Source organism: Streptomyces sp. FIT100, from assembly GCF_024584805.1.
GTDB lineage: Bacteria > Actinomycetota > Actinomycetes > Streptomycetales > Streptomycetaceae > Streptomyces.
In genome coordinates this window covers 4,403,247-4,417,659 of sequence record NZ_CP075715.1, presented here as the reverse complement: position 1 = coordinate 4,417,659, position 14,413 = coordinate 4,403,247, and the positions used below count along the sequence as shown (strand labels likewise).

At 72.0% G+C, this 14,413-nt stretch carries 14 protein-coding genes; all 14 read right to left on the bottom strand.

Annotation, left to right across the window (positions count from 1 at the left end):
* Positions 1-19 precede the first annotated feature (19 nt).
* Positions 20-1,084 (bottom strand): polysaccharide deacetylase family protein, encoded by a 1,065-nt coding sequence (locus tag KK483_RS19920; RefSeq protein WP_262006562.1) that lies wholly within the window; start codon positions 1,082-1,084, stop codon positions 20-22.
* The gene (locus KK483_RS19915) at positions 1,084-2,454 is read right to left on the bottom strand and encodes a condensation domain-containing protein (protein ID WP_262006561.1); all 1,371 of its coding nucleotides are present in this window, start codon (positions 2,452-2,454) and stop codon (positions 1,084-1,086) included. Before KK483_RS19915 ends, KK483_RS19920 begins: the two co-directional genes overlap by 1 nt.
* Before the next feature lie 205 nt (positions 2,455-2,659).
* Complete coding sequence (locus tag KK483_RS19910) at positions 2,660-3,478, bottom strand: hypothetical protein (RefSeq protein ID WP_262006560.1); 819 nt, start codon at positions 3,476-3,478, stop codon at positions 2,660-2,662.
* The gene (locus tag KK483_RS19905) at positions 3,475-3,750 is read right to left on the bottom strand and encodes an acyl carrier protein (RefSeq protein ID WP_262006559.1); all 276 of its coding nucleotides are present in this window, start codon (positions 3,748-3,750) and stop codon (positions 3,475-3,477) included. The genes KK483_RS19910 and KK483_RS19905 overlap by 4 nt, the downstream gene beginning before the upstream one ends.
* Entirely contained in the window at positions 3,747-4,730 is a 984-nt protein-coding gene (locus tag KK483_RS19900; protein ID WP_262006558.1) for a 3-oxoacyl-[acyl-carrier-protein] synthase III C-terminal domain-containing protein, read from the bottom strand. Before KK483_RS19900 ends, KK483_RS19905 begins: the two co-directional genes overlap by 4 nt.
* Positions 4,730-5,554: an SAM-dependent methyltransferase gene (locus KK483_RS19895; RefSeq protein ID WP_262006557.1), complete on the bottom strand. Its 825-nt coding sequence runs from the start codon at positions 5,552-5,554 to the stop codon at positions 4,730-4,732. Before KK483_RS19895 ends, KK483_RS19900 begins: the two co-directional genes overlap by 1 nt.
* 21 nt (positions 5,555-5,575) lie before the next feature.
* Positions 5,576-5,809, bottom strand: a complete 234-nt coding sequence (locus KK483_RS19890; protein ID WP_030219305.1) for a phosphopantetheine-binding protein — start codon at positions 5,807-5,809, stop codon at positions 5,576-5,578.
* 10 nt (positions 5,810-5,819) lie between these two features.
* Positions 5,820-6,239 carry a holo-ACP synthase gene (locus tag KK483_RS19885; protein WP_262006556.1) on the bottom strand — a complete coding sequence of 140 codons (420 nt, stop codon included), beginning with the start codon at positions 6,237-6,239 and terminating at the stop codon, positions 5,820-5,822.
* Positions 6,236-7,072, bottom strand: coding sequence for a hypothetical protein (locus KK483_RS19880; RefSeq protein ID WP_262006555.1), 837 nt, complete (start codon positions 7,070-7,072; stop codon positions 6,236-6,238). The genes KK483_RS19885 and KK483_RS19880 overlap by 4 nt, the downstream gene beginning before the upstream one ends.
* Positions 7,069-7,953: a diiron oxygenase gene (locus tag KK483_RS19875; RefSeq protein WP_262006554.1), complete on the bottom strand. Its 885-nt coding sequence runs from the start codon at positions 7,951-7,953 to the stop codon at positions 7,069-7,071. Before KK483_RS19875 ends, KK483_RS19880 begins: the two co-directional genes overlap by 4 nt.
* A 149-nt stretch (positions 7,954-8,102) precedes the next feature.
* On the bottom strand, positions 8,103-8,771 hold the full coding sequence (locus KK483_RS19870; protein WP_262006553.1) for a pyridoxamine 5'-phosphate oxidase family protein: 669 nt from the start codon (positions 8,769-8,771) through the stop codon (positions 8,103-8,105).
* Entirely contained in the window at positions 8,768-9,745 is a 978-nt protein-coding gene (locus KK483_RS19865; RefSeq protein ID WP_262006552.1) for a LuxR C-terminal-related transcriptional regulator, read from the bottom strand. The genes KK483_RS19870 and KK483_RS19865 overlap by 4 nt, the downstream gene beginning before the upstream one ends.
* Before the next feature lie 799 nt (positions 9,746-10,544).
* Entirely contained in the window at positions 10,545-13,277 is a 2,733-nt protein-coding gene (locus KK483_RS19860; protein ID WP_262006551.1) for a BTAD domain-containing putative transcriptional regulator, read from the bottom strand.
* A 390-nt stretch (positions 13,278-13,667) separates the two neighbouring features.
* A complete protein-coding gene (locus KK483_RS19855) occupies positions 13,668-14,408 on the bottom strand; it encodes a class I SAM-dependent methyltransferase (RefSeq protein ID WP_262006550.1) in 741 nt (246 codons plus the stop codon).
* Between the last annotated feature and the right edge of the window lie 5 nt (positions 14,409-14,413).

Here is a 14,413-nt window from a genome sequence, read left to right as displayed (position 1 = left end):
CAGTCGTTGATCGTGGTCTTCATCGGTCGAGCGGCCGCGTGCCGTCGGTGCCGGGAGGCGCGGACAGTTCCCCCACGGTGACCAGTTCCAGGCCGCGTTCAAGCAGGCCCTCGACGATCGACGGAAGGGCCTGCACGGTCTGGCCGCGATCGCCGGCGCCCTCGTGCATCAGCACCACCGAGCCCGGCCCGGCGGCCTCCAGGACGGTGGCGGCGATCCGCTCCGACCCCGGCCTCGCCCAGTCGCGGGCGTCCACGTCCCACATCGTCAGGGTGGTCGGATGCCCCTCCAGGGCGGCCAGCACCTCGGGGCTCAGCGCACCGTACGGCGGCCGGAACCATGTCGGTGTCTCGCCGGTCACCCCGGCCAGCGCCTCCGCCGTCCGGTCGATCTGCTCGCGCAGTTGATCCGGAGTCAGGTCGAACAGGAAGGGGTGCGACCAGGAGTGGTTGCCCAGTTCGTGGCCGGCCGCGGCGATCCGGCGCACCTCGTCGGGGAGCGCGACGACATGGTGGCCGACGCAGAAGAAGGTCGCCCGGGCTCCGTAGCGGTCCAGGATCTCCAGCACCTGGCGGGTGTACACCGGATCGGGGCCGTCGTCGAAGGTGAGCGCGACCCGTGGGGTGTCCCGGCTGCCGTGCTCGAAGCAGCGTCCGGCCGCCGTGAGCGCCGCCAGGACCGGCTCGCCGTGCCGCACGCCCTCGAAGTACTCCTCGGCGCGGCCGGTCAGCGTGCCGCCCTCGGCGGTCACCCGGGCCAGGGCGCCGGGCGCGCTGCAGGCGCGCTCCGCCAGCCGTTCGGCCGGGACGGAACCGAACCGCGGACGCGGCGGCAGCAGCCAGGGATCCGCGCGGTACACCTCCAGACCGGCCGCCGTCATCGGGCCGTCGAGCAGACCGTTGGTGCTGTCCAGCACCACGGCGGGTGTCCGCCCGTCGTCCAGGCCGCGGAGCCAGTCGATGAGTTCGGCGACCTGGGCGCCGCCCCAGCTGCTCGGCTCCACCACCCGGCGCCCCGCGCCGTCCATGACCTCGACCTCGTAGCCCGCCCCCGTCCAGGCGATTCCCGCGTACGGCGTGGTCATCAGTCCCCCAGAGCGATCGCCTCGGCGACGATCAGCCGCTCGACCCCGCGCAGGAACTGCTCCATCCCGTCGCGGCCGATGACTGCCGGGTCGGCGGTCATGGCGAGGTCCAGGGCACCCGGGGCGGTCAGCGCGTCCACCGCCATCGAGACGTTCTTGCGGGGCAGGAACTCCGTCGGCCAGCTCAGCTCGGTCCGGCCGATCAGCTCGCTCAGCGCGGCCCGGGGCCTCTCGACGGTGTCGAACGGCCCGACACCCGGGTCACGGGTGTCGTTCCACCAGTACGAGTGGTCGGCCGCCTCCCCCTTCTCGACCAGCTGCGCCACCTCCCGGTCCAGCGCCCACTTGTCGTACGCGGCGTGGCGGAACGCGCTGAACGCGACGGACCGCGTCCGCCGCACCGCGTCCTCGAAGTCCCGGTCCGCGTCCGTGAGACGGAACAGGGCCTCCTGTGCCACCGTGCTGACCGACGCGGCGGCGGCCGGCTGGAAGCGGTTGCCCACGACCACCTGGAAGAGCACGTCACTGCTCCCGGACATCCTGGCCAGCTGATGGGAGGCCGCCCCCAGCAGCACCGCGGCATCGCTCACCTCCAGCTCCGCCGCCACCCGCCCGACGGCGACCGCCAGCGCGGGCGAGCGCAGCACCGCGTTGGGGAACAGCCGGTTCGGATCGTCCGCGAGTTCCGGCGCCGCGGGGTCCTGGAATATCCGCCGGGGACCGGCGGTCAGCTGCTCGCACCAGTAGCGGCGGGCCGCCTCGTCCCGGCGACGGCCGAGCGGCGACGCCTGGAGCGCCGCGGCCTCCAGGGGCTGTAGGGCGGAGCGTGCCTCGCGCAGCGACTCGGCGGTCTCCCCCGATTCGATCGACTCCAGGTCGCGGAGCAGCCGGCCCAGCCCCCAGTAGTCCATCGCGGTGTGCGCGCCGGCCAGCACCAGCCGGTGGACCTGGCCCTCGCACTCCACCAGGCCGACCCTCAGGGGCCACTCCCGCGTGTGGTCGAAGGAGCGCCCGGCCAGCTCCTTGAGCAGCCCGGCGCCGACCTCCCGGGCCTGTGCCGCCGAGCATGTCCGGATCTCCACCGGAAGCTCGCCGCTGCCGTCCACGACCTGCTCCAGACCGTCGTCGCCGTCCGCCAGGAACCTGGTGTGCAGGCTGTCGTGGAGCAGGAGCAGCTCCGTCAGGTCCGCGAGCACACGGGACACGGGACGGGGCGGGGTGACGGGCAGGTCGACCGGCAGGTTGTACCGGGGGGCGTCGTCACCGAGCCGGGTGACGACCCCCCAGATCGCCCGCTGCCCCCAGGTCGCCGGGCCGGTCCCGGCCCTCGCGGAGTCCAGCCTGATGGTCCGCTCCTGAGCGGTGGTCATCTCGTTCCAACCTTTCCTTCGGTTGCCTCGTCCGATGTCTGTCAAAGCCGGGCCGAACGCGGCGAACGTCCGGTCCGCGCCCGCGAGTACGGCGAACGTCCGGTCCGGGCCGGCGAGTACGGCGGCCGGCATCCGGCGGCCGGCCGCCGGGGGTGGGCGCCCGTACGGCGGCGTCCGCGGACCCGGCGCGGGTCGGGCGCCGCCGTCACCCCTCGCCGTTGGCGAAGAGCGCCACGTGGCTGCGGCCGGAGCGCGGGTCCGTGTCGCACAGCACGATCCGCCGGTGGGCCCGCTGCCATTCCTGCCAGTGGTCGGCCAGCTCCAGCCAGAGGCTGGTGCAGTAGCTGCCCGGGGCCGCCCGGTGCACCGCGCCGCGCTGTGGGATGTCCTCGGTGACCCAGGGGCCGAGCACCAGCAGCGTGCCGTCCTCCCCGAGGTCCCGGCCCAGGGTGCCCTCGTCGAGCGCGGCCGCCGCCGAACCGGCCGAGCGCGCCCGGACGAACCGCAGTCCGCCCTCGGTGGCGGCCCCGAGGACCAGCGCCGCGGCCGAGTCGACCAGCGGGGTCTCCTGGACCAGCGGGAAGGCCGTCGGCAGGGTGGTCTGCTCCAGCACCGCCAGCACCACCTCCGCTGCACGTCCCGCGCCGTGGTACGCCGAGGCGATCCGCAGCGCGGTGAAGGGTGCGGCCAGGCCCTGCTGGCCGATGGCGAAGTTGGTCGCCCGGCCGCCGAGGCGATCGGTCAGGTACGGCGCGACGGCGGTGAACGGCACCACGTCCGGAAGGGCGTGGGTGACGATCAGCAGCTCCGGCCGACTCCGGCCGACGCCGTCGTCGGCGACCAGCAGGTCCGCGAGGTCGCGATGGTGGACGTGCGCGCCACGGCCCAGCAGTTCCTCGTCCGGCTTCTCACCGAAGGGAGTGAGCAGGTCGCGGTAGTAGTCGAGCGCGGCCGGGGCGTCGCCCGGTGCCCGGCCCCGCGGCGAGCGCACCCCCGCGGCGGCCCGGACGGCGAGTCCGCTCATGACGTCCCCTCTCCTTCGCGGAGTGCGGCCTCGACGTAGTCGGCGAAGGACCCCACGGTCCGCAGGTGGTCGATATCGAGCTCCTCCGGGTCGACCGCGATCCCGGTCGCCTCCTCGACGGTCATCAGCAGGCCCAGCACGGCGAGGGAGGTGAGTTGCAGATCGTCGAAGAGCGCGGTCTCCTCCGTGAGCCCGGTGATCGGCCGCTCCAGGACCTCGCTGAGCGCCTTCTCGATGACGAGCAGCACTTCCTGACGGTTCGGACCGCTCATCGGGCATCGCCTCCTGCACGGTGTGTGATCACCATCGCGCCGAAGGTGGCTCCGAGGCCGACGGAGACCAGCAGGTAGTGCGCGCCGTCCACCAGGCGGCCGTCGTCGCGCAGGGTGGTGTAGTTGACGAAGACGTCCGAGGCGAAGGTGTGGCTGTAGCGGGGGATGTTGTCCAGGAACACCTTCTCCGGCGCCACCCCCAGCTCCTTGATGGTCTGCCGCCAGGCGAGCTTGTTGACGTTGTGCGGGATCACCAGGTCGATCTCGTCGAGCGTCACCCCGGCTTCCTCCACGGCCTGGTGGATGACCTCGGCGATCCGGCTGCCGTACTGCTCCCCGAACTCGGTGTTCTGCTCGGCGGTCAGCTCCAGCCACTGGGCGTACTCGCCCAGGGTCCGGGTGGCGAAGGATCGGACCACGTCGCCGTCGCCGTCCAGCGTGATCAGGCAGGAGGCCGCGGCGTCGGCCATGATCGAGGTGTTGGGCACGTGCTGGACGATCGGCGAGTACGCCTGCTCACCGGTGACCATCAGGGCGTACGCGTCCTCGGCGCCCTCCGCGCGCAGCAGTTCGCCGAGCACCTCGATGGCGCCCAGGCTGCTGACGCAGGCCTGGTGGCTGAGGCCGAAAGCCTCGGTGCCGGTGCCGGTGAGGCCGAGGTCCTCGCCGACCACCTGGGCGATGTCCACGTCGGCCGGGGCCACCGCCTGGGTGGTGTGGGCGTAGGCCAGGTAGTCCACCCGGCCGCCCTCCGGCAGGGCGGCCAGGGCGCTGCGCGCGGCGGGCCGCAGCAGGTCGAGCAGCGGGAGCCCGGGGTCGAAGCGGAGCGTGTCCAGACCGTAGAACTTGCGGAACACGCCGAGTTCGGCCCTGCGCAGGCCGAGCCGCTCACCCAGCTCCTCGATCCGTACGCTGCGCTCGGGCAGGTACGACTCGATCCGCTCCAGGGTGATCCGGCGGTCCGTGGTCGGATGGCTCATCAGGACGTCACGATCTCGGCGCGGATCAGCCACAGCCGGTTGGCGCCGCGGCGGTCCCTCGGCTGGACCTCGTACGGCCAGCGGCCCTCTCCGGCGCCGGGCTGGCCGGGCTCGCGCAGGTCGGTGGTCTTCCAGCCGTTCGCGGTCAGGAACTCCTCGGGCTCGTCGGTGCCGAAGATCCACGGCGTGCCGTCGGCGGCGAGCGTGTCCAGGAAGCGCTTGGAGAACGGGCTGCGCAGCAGGGCGCGCCCGAGGATGTCGAAGGCCAGGTGGCTGCCGGGGGCCGAGGCGGACGCGAGCAGGCGCAGCAGTCCGGCGGCCTGCTCCTCGGTGAGGAAGAAGGTCAGCGCCTCGGCGACCCACAGGGTCGGGCGGTCGCGGTCGAAGCCGGCGGCCTCCAGCGCGGGCAGCCAGTCCTTGGTGAGGTCGGCGGAGACCTCGCGCCGGTCGGTGCGCGGTTCGGCCCCGAGGGCGTCGAGCCGGCGCCGCTTCTCGGCGATCAGCAGGGCGTGGTCGACCTCGTAGAGCTCGGTGCCGTCCGGCCAGTCGAGCCGGAAGGCGCGGGTGTCCATGCCCGCCGCGATCAGCACCACCTGCTGGATCCCGCTCTCGGCGAGGACGTCCCGGATGGCGTCGTCCAGGAACCGGGTCCGGATGGAGATGAACGGCAGCAGGCCGCCGCCGTCGTAGCGCTCGATCAGCTCGAAGCCCCTGGGCGCGGCCAGGTCGCGGGCCAGCGGGTCGACGAACAGCGCGTCATCGCGCTCGGACTCCTGCGCGCGGGCCGCGGCCATCCACTGTGCGGTGTACGAGACTGCATCCATGGTGAAGGTCCCTCCTCGGGATCAGGCGAAGAACGCCTTCTCGATGGTCGCGAGGGTCTGGAAGTCCTCGATGTCGATGTTGTCGAAATCGATCTCGACGCCTGCGGCGTCCTCGATGGTGTAGACGAGTTCGACGAAGGCCAGCGAGTCGACCAGCCGGCTCTCGATGAGGTCGACGTCGGAGGCGAGCTCGGTGCGCTCGGGGTGGCGGCCGAGGATCCAGTCCCGGACCTTGTCGATACCTGCGGAACTCATGGCATTCCCTTCAGAGTCGCTGATCCAGCACGATGGGATGGTCGAGAGAGGTGGAGGCGGTCGCGACGGCGATCGCGAACCCGGCGTCATGGCTGATGCTGACGTCGATCGGGCCGAGCCCGGCGTTCCTTGCCAACTCGGCGGCTCCGCCTGAGAGTCGGATCCCCGGTCGGCCGCCGGGACCGCGCAGGACCTCGATGCCCTGCCAGGGAACCGGCCTTCCGACGGCGCCGAGGAGCTTGAAGACGGCCTCCTTGGCGGCCAGCCGTCCGGCGATGCCCGCCTGGTCGGGTGCGCCGTCCGGGGTCCGGCAGACGGCCAGTTCCTCGGCGGAGAGGCAGCGTCTGAGCACCGGCCCGATCCCGGGATCCAGCAGCTCGCGCACCCGGGAGAGCGGTACGAGGTCGACACCGATCAGGGGCTGGGTCACGACGGGTCGGCGGAGGCGTGCACGGCGGCCAGCGCGGCGTCGAGGTCCCCCTCGAAGTGCTCGGTCAGGACGGCGAGCCACCGCTCGAGACCGAAGGCCACGCAGGAGGTGTAGGCGTGCTCGCCGGACTCCAGCCGGATGCCGCACCGCTCGCCGAAGAAGTTGCGGTGGGTGTTGACCGAGGCGATCGCCAGGTCGCCGTACTGGAACTCGTACTTGACCGGGCTGAGCTTCTGCATCAGGGCGCGGCCGTTGTCGTTGCGGAAGAACGGGTCGCCGGCCGCCACCTTGCCCAGGTCGATCCCGAGCGCGGCGGCGAAGGACTGGATCCGCTCGGTGAAGCGGGCCAGCACCTGCTGGGTGTGCTCGAAGCTGCCGAGTGCGACGATCTCGCGCATCTGGAAGCTGGCCAGGCGACGCAGCCCGCCGTAGTGGTCCTCGTTGCGGAAGCAGCGGTTGACCAGGGTCACCAGCGCGTCGTCGGCGACCTGGTCGCCCTCGTGGAAGAGGTACGCGCCGTAGCAGGTGGCGTGCGGCAGTCCGTACCGTGCCTCGGTGACCGCACCGGGGCCGAACCTGCCATCCACCGGCTTGAACTGGTCGTCCGTCAGGTCGAGCGAGCCGGCCACCCAGGCGAGGTGGGGGAAGTTGGTGTAGACGTCGAACTTCTCCAGGTCGGTCACCGGGTAGAGCGGCGGGGCGCTGATCTCCTCGGCGCCGGCCGTGAGGCCCCAGCCGGCGAAGACCCGGTCGAGCTCCTTGACGAGCCGGGTGGCCCCCGGCCCGAGGATGGCCAGTGCGGGTGCGCCGTCGCTCCCGGTCAGGCGGTTCATCGGATGAGTCCCGTCCTTTCGAGGTACTTGGCGGTCTTGCGGAAGGTGCGCAGCTCGGCCTCGGCCCGGGCCGGCGACTCCAGCAGGGCCCGGCGCACCTCGTGCGGGCGCTCCAGACCGGCGTCGCGGTAGACCTGCGGGTGGTAGAGGGAGTCGAAGCTGTGCTTCATGTAGCGGCGCAGGTAGGTGGAGATGTCGGCCAGTTCCTGCTCGGTCGCGGTCTGCTTCAGGTCCTGGTGGAGCAGGTCGACCAGTTCGCGGCCGAAGGCGATGTGCCGGGACTCGTCCTGATGGTGGATCCGGTTGATGGCGCGGATCGTCTCGTGCAGCCGCTCGTCCTGGGCCATCGCCGAGTTGAAGTGGTCGACCAGCTCCTCGAAGATCAGGATGCGGGCGAACACCAGCACACTCTGGATCTTGGCCGCGGAGCCGGTCGCTTCCCCGCCGGCACTCTCCCCGCCGGCCGGCTGCCGATAGATCTTCCCGCCGTAGCGGAGGCAGAATTCGGCGAAGAACCACATGTGCTCGTTCTCCTCACCGATGAAATGGTGGAAGAACTCCGACGGCGTTTCGAACCCGGCGGTGTGGATCCGGTTGACCACCTCGACGAGCAGTTCCCGGATACCGTGCACATTGAGGCTGTAGAAGTTGATGCTCTCATGCTTGGAAAGCGTGTGAAGTTGCTGCGGAGTGAGCTTCTCGGCCCATTCCGTCCCGTACGTGGTGGTGAGCTCGGGGCTCATCCACCACATGTCCTCCGGGAGTCGGTCCGGCCACTCGAAGAGTCGGTACGGGTTGTAGTAGTCGTCGATCGACTTGGTGGCGAGTCGGTCCAGGATTCCCCGGAACCGGTCATTTCGGTCGATCACATCGCTGACCATCGCGCGATGTCTCCGTTCGCTTCGGGGGCTCTTTTCCGATTCCAGAGTAGGAATTCCCGTACAGGTTCCTCAACGCCCGAAAGCGGCTGCCGAATTCGGCCAGCGGGCGGGTCGGTTCTTTACGGGGGAACGGCGGACATCAGGCTCCCTCAGGGATGTGGTGGCCGGGTGCCGGGTGGGTCCGGCCGGACCGCGTCGAGGTGCGCGGCGAGTTCCGCGCGCAGGGTGGCGTTCTCCTGCTCCAGCTGCGCGAGGCGGTCGCGCAACGGGGCCAGGGCGTCGGAGACCTCACGCCGGCTGAAGCGAGGAGTGATGTGGTTGGGGCAGTTCCAGGCGAAGCCCTCGACCCGGATGGTGACCAGCTGTTCGACCGTGCCCTCGGTGCGCGGTGAGTCCAGGCGCTCGGCGAGCTCGGGATCCTCGCCGGCCGGCACGGCGGTGGCGCGGCCCAACAGCTTGAGGCGGGTCTGGCGTGCCTGGTCGAGGAAGAAGAGCGCGACCCGGTCGTCGCCGCGCACATTGCCCGTGGTGACGTACTGCCGGTTGCCCCGGACGTCCAGATAGCCGAGGGTGTGCTCGTCCAGGACGTGGACGAACCCCGGTGGCCCGCCCCGGAACTGGATGTACGGCCAGCCGGTCTCGCCCACGCTGGCGAACAGGAAACCGTCGAGGCTGCGGATGAAGTCGGCCGCGGCTCCGGTGAGCGGCTCGGCCTCCACGCCCGGCCCGCGCAGGCGGTCGGCCGCCCTTGCACTGCCCATCTCCTGCTGCACCCGGCGCACCGCGGCGGTGAACGCGAGCTGCTCGAACCGGCTCATGCGGCGCTCCTCAGGGCCAGGTCGACCAGGCCCGTCCGGGCGGCAAGCACACCGGCCTGGAAGCGGCTGGTGGCCGACAGGTCCTGCATGATCGTGGCCACATGGCGGCGGAAGGTCCGCTCGGACATGCCCACCCGGCGCGCGATCACCTCGTCCTTGGCACCGGTGGCCAGCAGGTCGAGCAGGGTCGCCTTCAGGTCCTCCAGCGTCCCGGCGTAGCCGGCCGCGCCGGAGTCGACGTCGAACGCGGACTCCCAGACCCTGGCGTGCAGTCCGGCCAGGAAGGCCGCGACCGCGCCCTCGTAGACGACGGCGATGGCGTCGCCCTCGCCGGCCGGGATGAAGGCCGTCTTCCGGTCGAAGACCAGGAAGCGGTCGCGCACCTCCTTGGTGGTGCGCACCTGCCCACCGGCACGCAGGAGTTCGCCGAGGTGCGCGCGGGTGTCGGAGTCACCGCGGGCGGTGTGGGGATAGAGGATCCGCCCCTGCACGCCGCGCCGTACCGCCTCCAGCACCAGCGGACGGGCCAGCCGCAGCTCTCGGGTCTCGCGGGCCACGCAGGGCTGCATCACGAGGACCTCGGTGGTGCAGCCCTGCGCTGCCTCCAGCAGCCGCAGCTCGATCTCCTCCCGGTCGTCGGTGATGACCACCGGCTCGGAGCGGGTCCTGGCCTGCTTCTCGAACGCCGCCACGAAGGAGCTCAACTGACCTTTGAATCCGGCGAGTCGGTGACGACTGTCGAGGATCTCCCGCTCCAGGGGGACCAGCAGCTCCATCTGGGCGGCCTCCGGGCTGACCGCCACCAGCCGGTCCGCCCCACCGTCCGCGGGCTTGACCAGGCGCAGTTCGCGCAATACGCCGACCGCCTGCTCGGCGCGCTGCTGCGGGACGCCCAGCTCTTCGGCGATCCCGGCCGGACTGAAGTCGACGCGTCCGACGGTGCGTTCGTACAACGCGACCGCGAACTCGTCCACCTCGGCACTCCGGTGAGCTTCCTGAAGTGGGGGCTGTGCCGCGGATTCCATCGTCACCTCATTCTGATCGCGCGGATGATGTGGGCTTGACCGAAGGAGAGGGGCTCGGAACGCGCCCCCCGCACGGGCGGCGGCGAAGGCCACCGGGAGCTACGGCAACGTGTCACCTCATGATCGGCACGGGGAACGGCCTTGCGGTGCGGCCACCGTACGGGCCCGGCCTGGTCGGGCTCCTACAGTCGCACCAGAGGACCGGAAGCTCCCGGGCGGCCACTCCCGGCCGAAGACAGGGGTACTGGCCTGTGGTTCTCCCGGTCGCCGCCGATCGGCCCGTGGGAACCGGCAGAACCGGGGCAACTGCCGGAGTAGTTGTCCTGCCGCCGGGCCGGCTGGGGCACAGGGGCGGTGTTCGGCGCAGCCGGACCTGTCACGGCCCAGGGCGCTTCGCCCGCGAGAGCCGCAGCACCTCGCGCCCGTGCTCGACCGCCCTGCTCCGCGTGCCGGGGCCGACCGCCGTGGTGCAGGGCGAGTGCGTCGCGCCGTGACCGTGGCCGTGGCCGTGGCCGCACCGTGCCCGTACGCAGGCCGGTACGTCGAGCGCGCGGACCTCGCACATGCGGAACCCCGCCAGCATGTGGGCCGGGGGCCGTACGGCGCAGTGGCCGCCCGGGTCGGTGCACGCGCCGGGGAAGGCAGCTCGGCGCCACCGCATCCGGACCGCGAGCAGCGCTCGGCTCGGCTCGGCTCGGCCCGGCCCGGCTCGGCCCGGCTCGGCGGAATCGTGCCACCGCCCGCGCCTTCAGCAGATCAGCCCCAGGTTGGTGACGTCGTCCGCACTCCCCGCCCCGTTGCCGCACCGGATGAGTTCGCGGGCCCGGGAGAGGTAGTCGCAGGCCAGCCGCGTGGCGCCGTTCTCCTGGTGCGCGGCTCCGATGCGGCGCAGCGCCAGCGCCTGCCCGTCGAGCCAGCCGGCCTGCCGCGCGAGCTCCAGCGCACTGCCGAACAGCTCCAGGGCCTGCGCGCTGTTCCCCAGCACCCAGTGGCATTCGGCGCGCCGCAACTGGGCGGCGGCCTGGGCCCGCAACTCGCCGTCGGCGACGGCGGCGAACAGGCTGGCGGTCGCGACCTTGAGACAGTCGCCCGTGTACATGCCTGCCGAGAGATAGCCGTGCAGGCTCTCCGCCAGCCGCCAGGCGACGGCGGTGAAACCGGTGCCGGACGCCTGCAGGACGGCGCCGGCCAGGTTCTCCCGCTCGCTGTCCAGCCACTCCGAGGCCTGACCGTGGTCCGAGAAGACCAGCGCGGCCGAGGGCGCCGTCCCGGCGCACGGGACCGAGGCCGAATCCGCGGGGTAGAGCAGTCGGGCCGCCGCGTCGGTGTGGTAGAGGTACCAGTCGAAGAGCCGCTGCCGGGCGGCGTGCGCCTCCTCCCTGCTGACCAGCTCGCGGGCGTAGGAGCGCAGCAGATCGTGCAACCCGAACCGGCCGGCCGCCCGTTCCCGCACCAGATGGGCGTCCGTCAGGCTCACCAGCAGTCCGGCCGTTTCGGCCGAGGTCGAGTCCGCCAGCGCCGCGGCGCCGTCCACGGTGACGTCCGGGCCCGGCATCAGACCGAGCAGCCGGAACATCCGCTGGGACGCGGCCGGGAGCGCGCAGTAGGACAGGCCGAAGGCGGCCCGTACCGTCGAGCGCCGGTCCCCTTCGATGTGCAGCCGGCTGAGCATGTCGTCGCCCGCTAACTCGGCGCAGTAGTCGGCGATACCGGCGTCACGGGCCAGCAGGTTGGCACCGGCGATCCGGATGGCCAGCGGCAGGCCGCCGCAGACCTGCACCAGCCTGCGCGCCGCCTCCTCCTCGGCGGCGACCCGGCTCTCACCGATGGTGCTGCCGAGCAGTTGGCGTGCCTCGTCCGGATCGAGCACGTCCAGGACGAGCTGGCGGGCGCCGTCACTCGCGACGAGCCCCGCGAGCCGGCTACGGCTGGTGATCACCACCGCGCAGCCCTGGGCGCCCGGGATGAGCGGCCTGACCTGCTCGGCGTCGCGCGCATTGTCCAGCACGATCAGCATCTGCTTGTCGGCGAGCAGTGTGCGGTACAGCGCCGCGGCCTCGTCCTCTTCCGCGGGCAGCTGGTCGGGCGGAGCACCCAGGGCCCGGAGGAACTGCGCCAGGACGTCGCCGGGACGCAGCGTCGGGAGCGGGGAGTGGCCGCGCAGGTCGACGAACAGCTGTCCGTCCTCGAAGTGCTCGCGCCGCGCGTGCGCCCAGTGCTTGGCGAGCGCGGTCTTGCCGACCCCGGGCGCACCGACCACCGCCACCACATGCGAGCGCCGCGCCGGGTCGGGCGAGACGAGGGCGTCCAGCTTCCGCATCTGCCGTCGCCGCCCGACATACGAGCCGGCCCTGGCGGGCAGCTGGGCCGGGAGCGGGCCGGTGAGCGCCGTGCGGTCGGCCGGCGCGGGGTGGTCCGGGCGCTGAGCGAGGGGCAGTTGCTGGCGCAGCACCCTCAGGTGGGCGTCACGGACCTCCGCGCTGGGCGCGATGCCCAACTCCTTGTCGAGCCGGTCGCGCAGGCGGCTGAACACGTTGAGCGCGGCGGCCTGCTCCCCGCAGCTGGCGAGGGTGAGGATCAGCCGGGCGTGCAGACCCTCGTGCAAGGGCTCGGTGTTCACCATGTCCCACAGCACCGGGACGGCCTCCTCGGGCCGGCGCAGCAGCAGCGCGGTGTCGGCGTGCAGCAGCACCGCCTTGACCCGCCGCTCGTTGGCCACCACGGCGGCCGGATGCTGGCGCAGCACCGGGTCCGCGTCCGCGAGCACCGGCCCCCGCCACCACTGGAGGGCCTGCGTCAGCGACTCGTACACGGCCCGCGGGTCCGGCGCGCGGTGCAGGCGCTCCGCCTGAGCCAGCAACTCGTCGAAGTGGCCGAGGTCGATCTGGTTCCGGGACGCCTCCAGCAGATAGCCCGTGGGGGTCCGGACGACGGTCGGCGGCGGGACGGTCCGCGGGACGCCCTGCTCCAGCAGCCGGCGAACCTGGCTGACGTAGGTGTGGATCAGGCTCTGGTGGGAAGTGGGCGGCCCGGACGGCCAGAGGGTGTCGGTGATCTCCTGCTGGGTGGAGGGCTCGGGGTGCTTGAGCGCCAGCAGCCCGAGCAGGCGGCGCAGCATCGGGCTGGTGACCGGGACAGGGGTCTGGCCGCGCTGGAGGGAGAGCGGGCCGAGGATCAGCAGGCGCGGCCGAACGGCGCCGCGCGGGGGCCCGGTACGGGCGGCGGCCAGCAGGTCCGCCAGCTCACCGCCGGTCAGCCCCAGCGCCTCGGCCAGGCGCCGGAGGGTGCGCGACTGGGGCCGCTGGACCCGGCCCCGCTCGATGTCCCGCAGCGCCCTGGTGCTGATCCCGGCCCGCGACGCGGCCACCTCCTGGCTCAGCCCGGCCCGTCTTCGGAACGCCTGCAGCCATGTCCCGAACGGGCCCGGCTCGCCTGCCGGACCTCCCCGGGGAAGCCCCGTGGCCGGCGTCCTCTCTGACATGGCATCCCCCTCATTCAATGACCGCGACCTGTCGATCAGGACCGGCGGCGGCATTGCGGGCCGTGCGCGACCGACTCTGCAGAGTCGCCGTCCATGTCCATGACGAGTTTGGACTAGACCAATACCCCAGGCAAGGGGAGACCCCCCTCCCCACCCGCCCGCACATGCGCGGACAACGCCCGGAGCGGCGCGACAAGCGGAGGGACCGTCAGCCCCTCCTCGTCGCTCAGCAAGCAACCCAACGACAACCCACGCCCCTCCAGCCCGTGTGCACCACCATGCCCCGAGCAACAGAAAAGACCAGGCCAGATGGCTACGCCCATGATTCAGCCGGGCAGGACCTCGGCCTGCCCGGCGAGGGGATGCCGTCACGTCTCGGCGCGGCGGACCTTACGGTTTGTGGGTTACCCAGAGCAGTTCCGCCGGCCAGCGGTGTGCCCAGTCGGGTGGGTCGGTTTCGTTGTAGCCGTTGGGTGTTCCGAGTTCGGGCCGCGGCTCGATGAGGTCGTCGATGATGAGACCCGCGCCGCGCAGAACCTTGACCCAGTCGCCGTAGGTGAGCTGATAGCTGGTCGCGCCGTCGTCTTCGGCGATGGTGTTCAGCCCGAAGTAGTCCTGCCGCAGCGTCGTGGTCACGCGGCTGGCGGCTTCGTCGTAGCAAGCTTCGAACCATGGGCTGGCGACGTTGAACACCAGGCGCCCGCCTCGACCCAAGACGCGTGCGGCCTGCGGGACGGCCAGGTGCGGGGGCGCCCAGCTGAGCCCACCGAAGTCGCAGAACACCAGGTCGAAGCTGTCCGCAGCGAAGGGAAGTTGTTCCGCGGCGCCTTGCACGAGCGGGTAGCGGTCCGCTCCCATCGCGCGGGCCGCTGCGGCGAGTTGGGCTTCGGACAGGTCGAGCCCGACCACGGTGGCGCCCTCGGCGGCGAGCGCCCTGGACCACTGCCCGGCGCCGCAGCCGAGTTCGAGGACGCGCTTGCCGGCGACGTCGCCCAGGGCGTGCAGGTGCGCGTCGGGGATGGAGTACATGCCCCACAGCCGGGGTGCGGCGCCGATTTGCGGGTCGTGCTTGTGCTGGTAGGCGCTGCTGATCTTGTTCCAGAGCCGCCGGTTGGCGGGGATGCTGTCCACCTGCC